4 protein-coding genes are annotated in these 5,862 nt (G+C 72.8%); all 4 read right to left on the reverse strand.

Going from position 1 to position 5,862, the window contains the following annotated elements:
• Positions 1-96: 96 nt before the first annotated feature.
• Positions 97-1,467: a cryptochrome/photolyase family protein gene (locus H5J26_RS27530; protein ID WP_181768678.1), complete on the reverse strand. Its 1,371-nt coding sequence runs from the start codon at positions 1,465-1,467 to the stop codon at positions 97-99.
• Between the two features lie 72 nt (positions 1,468-1,539).
• On the reverse strand, positions 1,540-3,651 hold the full coding sequence (locus H5J26_RS27535) for an MMPL family transporter (RefSeq protein WP_181768679.1): 2,112 nt from the start codon (positions 3,649-3,651) through the stop codon (positions 1,540-1,542).
• A gap of 125 nt (positions 3,652-3,776) precedes the next feature.
• Positions 3,777-5,288 carry an SDR family oxidoreductase gene (locus H5J26_RS27540; RefSeq protein ID WP_210771828.1) on the reverse strand — a complete coding sequence of 504 codons (1,512 nt, stop codon included), beginning with the start codon at positions 5,286-5,288 and terminating at the stop codon, positions 3,777-3,779.
• Between the two features lie 62 nt (positions 5,289-5,350).
• On the reverse strand, positions 5,351-5,862 hold a 512-nt coding region (locus H5J26_RS27545), incomplete at its 5' end, for an alpha/beta fold hydrolase (protein ID WP_181768681.1).

Raw genomic sequence — 5,862 nt, forward strand, 5'->3', positions numbered from 1 at the left:
CGTCACAGACCTCTCCGCCGTGTTCGCCCGCCGCCTTCACCAGCGCGAAGTCCCGGGGTCCGGGACGGCACCGGCGCGAGCCCCCTCGGCCGCCCCTCAGCCGCCGTCCACTCCGCGCGCCCGCCGGAAGCGGTCCAGCCCGTCGGAGAGGTCGATCAGCGGATCCGGATAGTCCAGACTGGCGCGCTCCGCGGCCGGGAGCTTCCACGGCTGGTGCACCGACGCCCCCTCGACCGCTTCGAGTTCGGGCACCCAGCGCCGTACGTAGGCGCCGTCCGGGTCGAAGCGCTTGGCCTGGCTCAGCGGATTGAGGACCCGGTTGGGACGGGTGTCGGTGCCGGTGCCCGCCACCCACTGCCAGTTGAGCTGGTTGTTCGCCACGTCGCCGTCCACGAGGAGGTCCAGGAAGTGGCGGGCTCCGACGCGCCAGTCCACGTACAGCGTCTTGGTGAGGAAGCTGGCCGCCAGCAGACGTGCTCTGTTGTGCATCCAGCCCTCGTGCCGGAGCTGCCGCATGGCGGCGTCGACGAGCGGATAGCCGGTGCGCCCCTCCTGCCACGCGGCGATCTCCTTCTCGTCGCTGCGCCACCGGTCGTCATGGGTGCGGTAGTCCTCCCAGGAGGCACGGGGACGGGCCGCGAGCACCTGGTGGTGGAAGTCCCGCCAGGCCAGCTGCCTGACGAACGCGTCCGGGCCCTCGCCCTCGGTCTGCCGGGCCTTGTGGACGAGTTCGACGGGCGAGAGCGTGCCGAAGTGCAGATGCGGCGAGAGCCGTGAGGTGGCGTCCCCGTACAGGTCGTCGTGCTGCTCGGCGTACGCCTTCATCGGGCGTCCGCGCCAGGCTGAGAAGCGCGCACGGCCCTCGCTCTCGCCGCCCGCGGCGAGCCCCGGTGACACACCGGCCACCTTCGAACGGTCGGGCAAGGCGGCGGAGGAGACCCCCTCCGGGACGCGCACGACGCGGGGTGCGCCCAGCACCGGCCGCAGCGCTTCAGCGGCCCAGCGCCGCCAGTACGGGGTGAACACGGCGAAGTGGTCACGCCCCTGCGGCGTCACCGCGCCGGGCGGCAGCGCGGTGACCACGGCGTCGTGCACGCGCAGCTCGCGTCCGTCCTCCGCCAGGCCGCGGCGAAGGCTGTCCTCGCGGCGCTGCGCGTACCCGCTCACGTCACCGGCCACGTGCACCTGCTGCGCGTCGCACTCCGAGGCGAGCGCTCGCGTCTCCTCGGTGACGTCGCCGCTTCGCACGACGAGCCGGCCGCCACGTTCGCGCAGCTCGGCGTCGAGATCGGCGAGACAGTCCGCGAGGAAGGCGCGCCGGTTGGGTGCGTCGAAGCCCGCCGCCCGCACACCGGAGTCGAGCACGAAGAGCGGCACCACCTCGTCCGCCGAGTCCAGCGCGGCACGCAGCACGGGGTTGTCGTGCAGCCGCAGGTCGGCGGTGAACAGGGCCACGGATACCGTCATCGCCGTGCATCCTCCGTACGGGATCAGGGGGCAGGAGCTTCCCCCTCGGGAAGCTCACCACGTCTCCCGTGCTCAGCGGCGGCGCAACGCCCCCGGCCACCACACCGCCGGACCGATGTCGCGGGCGAGCGCGGGCACCAGGAGGGAGCGGACCACGAGGGTGTCCAGCAGCACTCCGAACGCGACGATGAAGGCGATCTGCACGAGGAACGCCAGCGGGATGACGACGAGCGCGGCGAAGGTCGCGGCGAGGACCACGCCAGCGGAAGTGATCACTCCGCCGGTGGCCGTCAGTCCTCGTCTGATGCCGGCACGGGTGCCGTGCCGCAGCGCCTCCTCGCGTACCCGGGTCAGCAGGAAGATGTTGTAGTCGACGCCGAGCGCCACGAGGAAGACGAAGCCGTACAGCGGCACGGACGCGTCGGTCCCCGTGAAGCCGAAGAGATGCTCGAAGACCAGCGCGGCGACCCCGAGCGTGGCCAGGAAGTTGAGCGCGACGGTGGCCACCAGGAGCACCGGGATCACCAGAGCGCGCAGCAGCGCGGCCAGGATCACCAGGATGATCAGCAGCACGACGGGGACGATGAGCGACCGGTCGTGCTCGGCGGTGGTCTGGATGTCGGCCTGCTGCGCGGTGTAGCCGCCCACCACGGCGTCCGCGCCGGACACGGCGTGAACCGACGAACGCAGCCGCTGCACCGTCTGCTTGGCGTCGTCGCTGTCGGCGCTTCCCGTCAGGACGGCGTCGATGCGGACCCGCCCGTCCACCACGAGCGGCGGGCCCTGCCCGGGGCGCCCGGACTTCGTCACCGGCACCGCCGCGCTGACGCCCTCCGTACGGGCTGCCGCACGGCTGACCTCGCGGCTCCGGTCGGCGTCGGCGATGACGACGGCGGGGTTGCCGGAGCCGCCGGGGAAGTGCTCGCTGAGGGTGCGCTGCGCCGCCACGGAGGGCACGTCGTTGACGAAGATCTCGCTGAGCGGGACACCCTTGGAGTTCAACTGCGGAGAGAACGCCGCGCAGGCGATGAGCCCCACCAGCGTGCTCACCCAGATCCGCCGAGGCGTCCGGTCCACTTGGGCCGCGATCCTCCCCCACAGCCCGGGGGCGGGAGCGTCAGCACCGGAAGCACCGCTCTCCGAGACGGCGTCCGGGTCCGTCACGGGCTTGGGGCGTGCGGGCCAGAACGCGGCGCGTCCCATCAGGACCAGCGCCGCCGGCAGGAAGGTGAAGGTGCTGATGACGGCGCACACGATGCCGATGGCGCCGACGGGGCCGAGCGCGCGGTTGTTCGTCAGGTCGCTCAGGAGCAGCGCGAGCAGGCCGAGAGCCACCGTCGCGGCGCTGGCCGTGATCGCTCCGAACGAGCCGCGCAGCGCCGACCGCATGGCGGCGAAGCGATCGCCCCGCACGGCCAGTTCCTCGCGGAAGCGCGACGAGAGCAGCAGGGCGTAGTCGGTCGCGGCGCCGATGACGAGGATCGACAGGATGCCCTGCACCTGGCCGTCGACGCTCACGACGCCGTCCTGCGCCAGCATGTACACCACGGAACAGGCCAGGGACAGCGCGAAGACGGCCCCCAGGATGATGATGATCGGCAGCAGCACGCTGCGATAGACGAGCAGCAGGATCAGCAGGACGACGACGAGCGCGACGACGAGCAGGATGCCGTCGATCCCCGCGAAGGCGTCGGACAGGTCCGCCTGGCTCGATGCCGGACCTCCGAGCTGTGCCTTGGTCCCCTTCACGTCGTCGGTGGCGTCGCGGACGCGTTCCAGCACGCCGGGGAGGTCGTCCCCGAGGTTCGCGCGGACCTGTACGGCGCCCTGCAGCGCGCGGCCGTCCTTGCTGGGGACCGCCGGTGATGCCTTGCCGGTGAGGCCCGGGCTGCCGTCGAGCGAGGCGAGGGCGCGGGTGGCGGCGGTGCGCTGACTCCGGTCGATCCGGCCCTCGTCGGCCGTCCACACGACGACCGCGGGCAGCGTCTCGTCCTGCTGGAAGCGCTCCTGCTCGTCGATGACCTTGGTCGACTCCGCGCTCTTCGGCAGGAAGGACGCCTGGTCGTTGGTGGCTACCTCGCCGAGCTTCCCCGCGTACGGGCCCAGGAGACCGCCGAGCACGAGCCAGACGAGTACCAGGGCGACCGGGGTGATCCAGCGGGCGGAGCGTGGTGCGGACGGCATCAGGTCTTCCTCGGGACGGCGGGCGGCTGAGGCGGTCGCGTGATCGGCGGTGCTCGCTTTCTGTGCGTGAAGGGCGAGTTCGGGGCTTGGACGAACGAGCTTACGCAGCGGTGCGGCGTCCGGAGTCAGGGCCCACCGCCGCGGCCCGTACGCGCAGGAGACCCGGCCTGGGAGGCACGCTCGGCCGCCAGGGCGATGTTCCGCGCCATCCCGCCGAACACCACCGAGTGGAAGGGCGACACGCCCCACCAGTACGCCTCGCCGGCCAGCCCGTGCGGATGGAACAGGGCTCGCTGCCGGTACACGGTGCGCCCCTCCTCGTCGCGGCCCGCCGCCAACTCCAGCCAGGCCAGGCCCGGCAGCCGCATCTCCGCGCGAAGCCGCAGCAGCCTGCCGGGTTCGATCTCCTCCACCCGCCAGAAGTCCAGGGAGTCGCCGACGCGCAGCCGCTGCGCGTCCCGCCTGCCCCGGCGCAACCCGACACCGCCGACCAGCCGGTCCATCCAGCCCCGCACGGACCACGCCAGCGGCGAGGAGTACCAGCCGTTCTCACCGCCGATGCTCTCGATGACGCGCCACAACGCCTCGGGTGACGCGTCGACGCTCTGCTCGCGGCTGTCGGTGTGGAGGCTTCCGCCCGCCCAGTCCGGGTCCGTGGGCAACGGGTCGCTGGGCGCGCCGGGAACCGACGCGGAGGACCAACGAGTCGTCACGTCCGCCTCCTTGACCCGCTGCAGTGCCAGCTCCAGTGCCCGCTCGAACCCGATCGGGCCGCCCGGCGGGTCCGGCACGTAACGGCCGATGTCGTGGTCCCGGCAGACCACTTCGTGCCGCAGCGACTCCGCCAGCGGCCGGGCGATCGACAGCGGTACGGGCGTCACGAGGCCCACCCACAGGCTGGACAGACGGGGAGTGAGCACCGGCACCGGCACGATCAGCCGTCGGGGCAGCCCGGCGACAGCCGCGTAGCGGCGCATCATGTCGCGGTACGTCATCACGTCGGGCCCGCCCACGTCGAAAGGCCGGCTGACATCCCGCGGCAGCCGCGCGCAGCCCACCAGACAGCGCAGCACGTCCCGTACGGCCACGGGCTGGATGGGCGTGCGAACCCAGCTCGGTGTGACCATCGCGGGCAGCCGCTCGGTCAGATAGCGCAGCATCTCGAACGAGGCCGATCCCGATCCGATGATCACGGCTGCCCGCAGTACGGCGGTGGGCACGCCCGAGTCGAGCAGGATCCGCCCGACCTCCGCACGTGACCGCAGGTGGGAGGAGAGTTCGCGCTCGGGGACCCCTGCCGGGGTCAGCCCGCCCAGGTAGACGATGCGCTGCACATCAGCCTCGCGCGCCTGCCCTGCGAAGACCTGCGCCGCACGCCGGTCGGCGTCCTCGAAGCCGCGGACGGAACCCATCGCGTGCACCAGGTAGTACGCCACGTCGATGTCGCGCATGGCCTCGCGCAGCGAGTCCGCGTCCGTCACATCTCCCCGGACCACCTCCACGCGGTGTGCCCAGGGGTGGTCGCGCAGCTTCTCCGGCGTACGGGCGAGGCAGCGCACGGAGTGCCCCGCGTCCAGCAGTTCGGGCACGAGCCTGCCGCCGATGTAACCGGACGCGCCGGTCACCAGGCAGCGCAGCGCACGGCCGGACCCGCCCGCGGGGGTGAGCGCGGCGCCGTCTCCGCCGTCGTCCTGGGCTTTCACGGCGTCGACCGCGAACTGCTCGCGTCACCTGAGGGAGGCAAGCCGCGCGAGGAGAAGGCGTCCGCCACCTCCCGCGGCAGCGGGCCCGCCTCCAGCAGCCCGGCGACCGACCGTGCGGTGAGAGAGTGCCACTCGGCGGCCCGCCGGAGCATCGTGTGGTCGCCGCCTGAGATCGGCAGCCACGCCGTCTCTGCACCCGCCGCGCGGGCGCGCAGCGCGAGTTCGCGGGAACCGGCCGGGTCGGTGGTGCGGTCCCGGTCCCCGTGCAGCAACACCACGCGCCTGCCCCGCAGTTGTTCCACCGGCTCCCCGGGAGGGCACCAGGGCGCCAGCCCGATGACGGCCCGTACGTTCCGGTGCCCGGCCGCGCGCAGCGCGGCACGCGCGCCCATGGAGTGTCCGACGAGCACGACAGGCACCGGCCCGAAGCGCTCCGCGAGCTCCTCCAGCGCCGCACGGGCGTCCTGGACGGTGTCGCTCCGGTCGCCGTTCCAGCCCCGGTGCCGGT

This window comes from Streptomyces albidus (ex Kaewkla and Franco 2022), assembly GCF_013870515.1.
Taxonomy (GTDB): Bacteria; Actinomycetota; Actinomycetes; order Streptomycetales; family Streptomycetaceae; genus Streptomyces; species Streptomyces albidus.

Excerpts from the sequence above, each read along its gene's own strand:
- H5J26_RS27535 (WP_181768679.1), bottom strand. The coding sequence starts at position 3,651 with ATGCCGTCCGCACCACGCTCCGCCCGCTGGATCACCCCGGTCGCCCTG.
- H5J26_RS27530 (WP_181768678.1), bottom strand. The coding sequence starts at position 1,467 with ATGACGGTATCCGTGGCCCTGTTCACCGCCGACCTGCGGCTGCACGAC.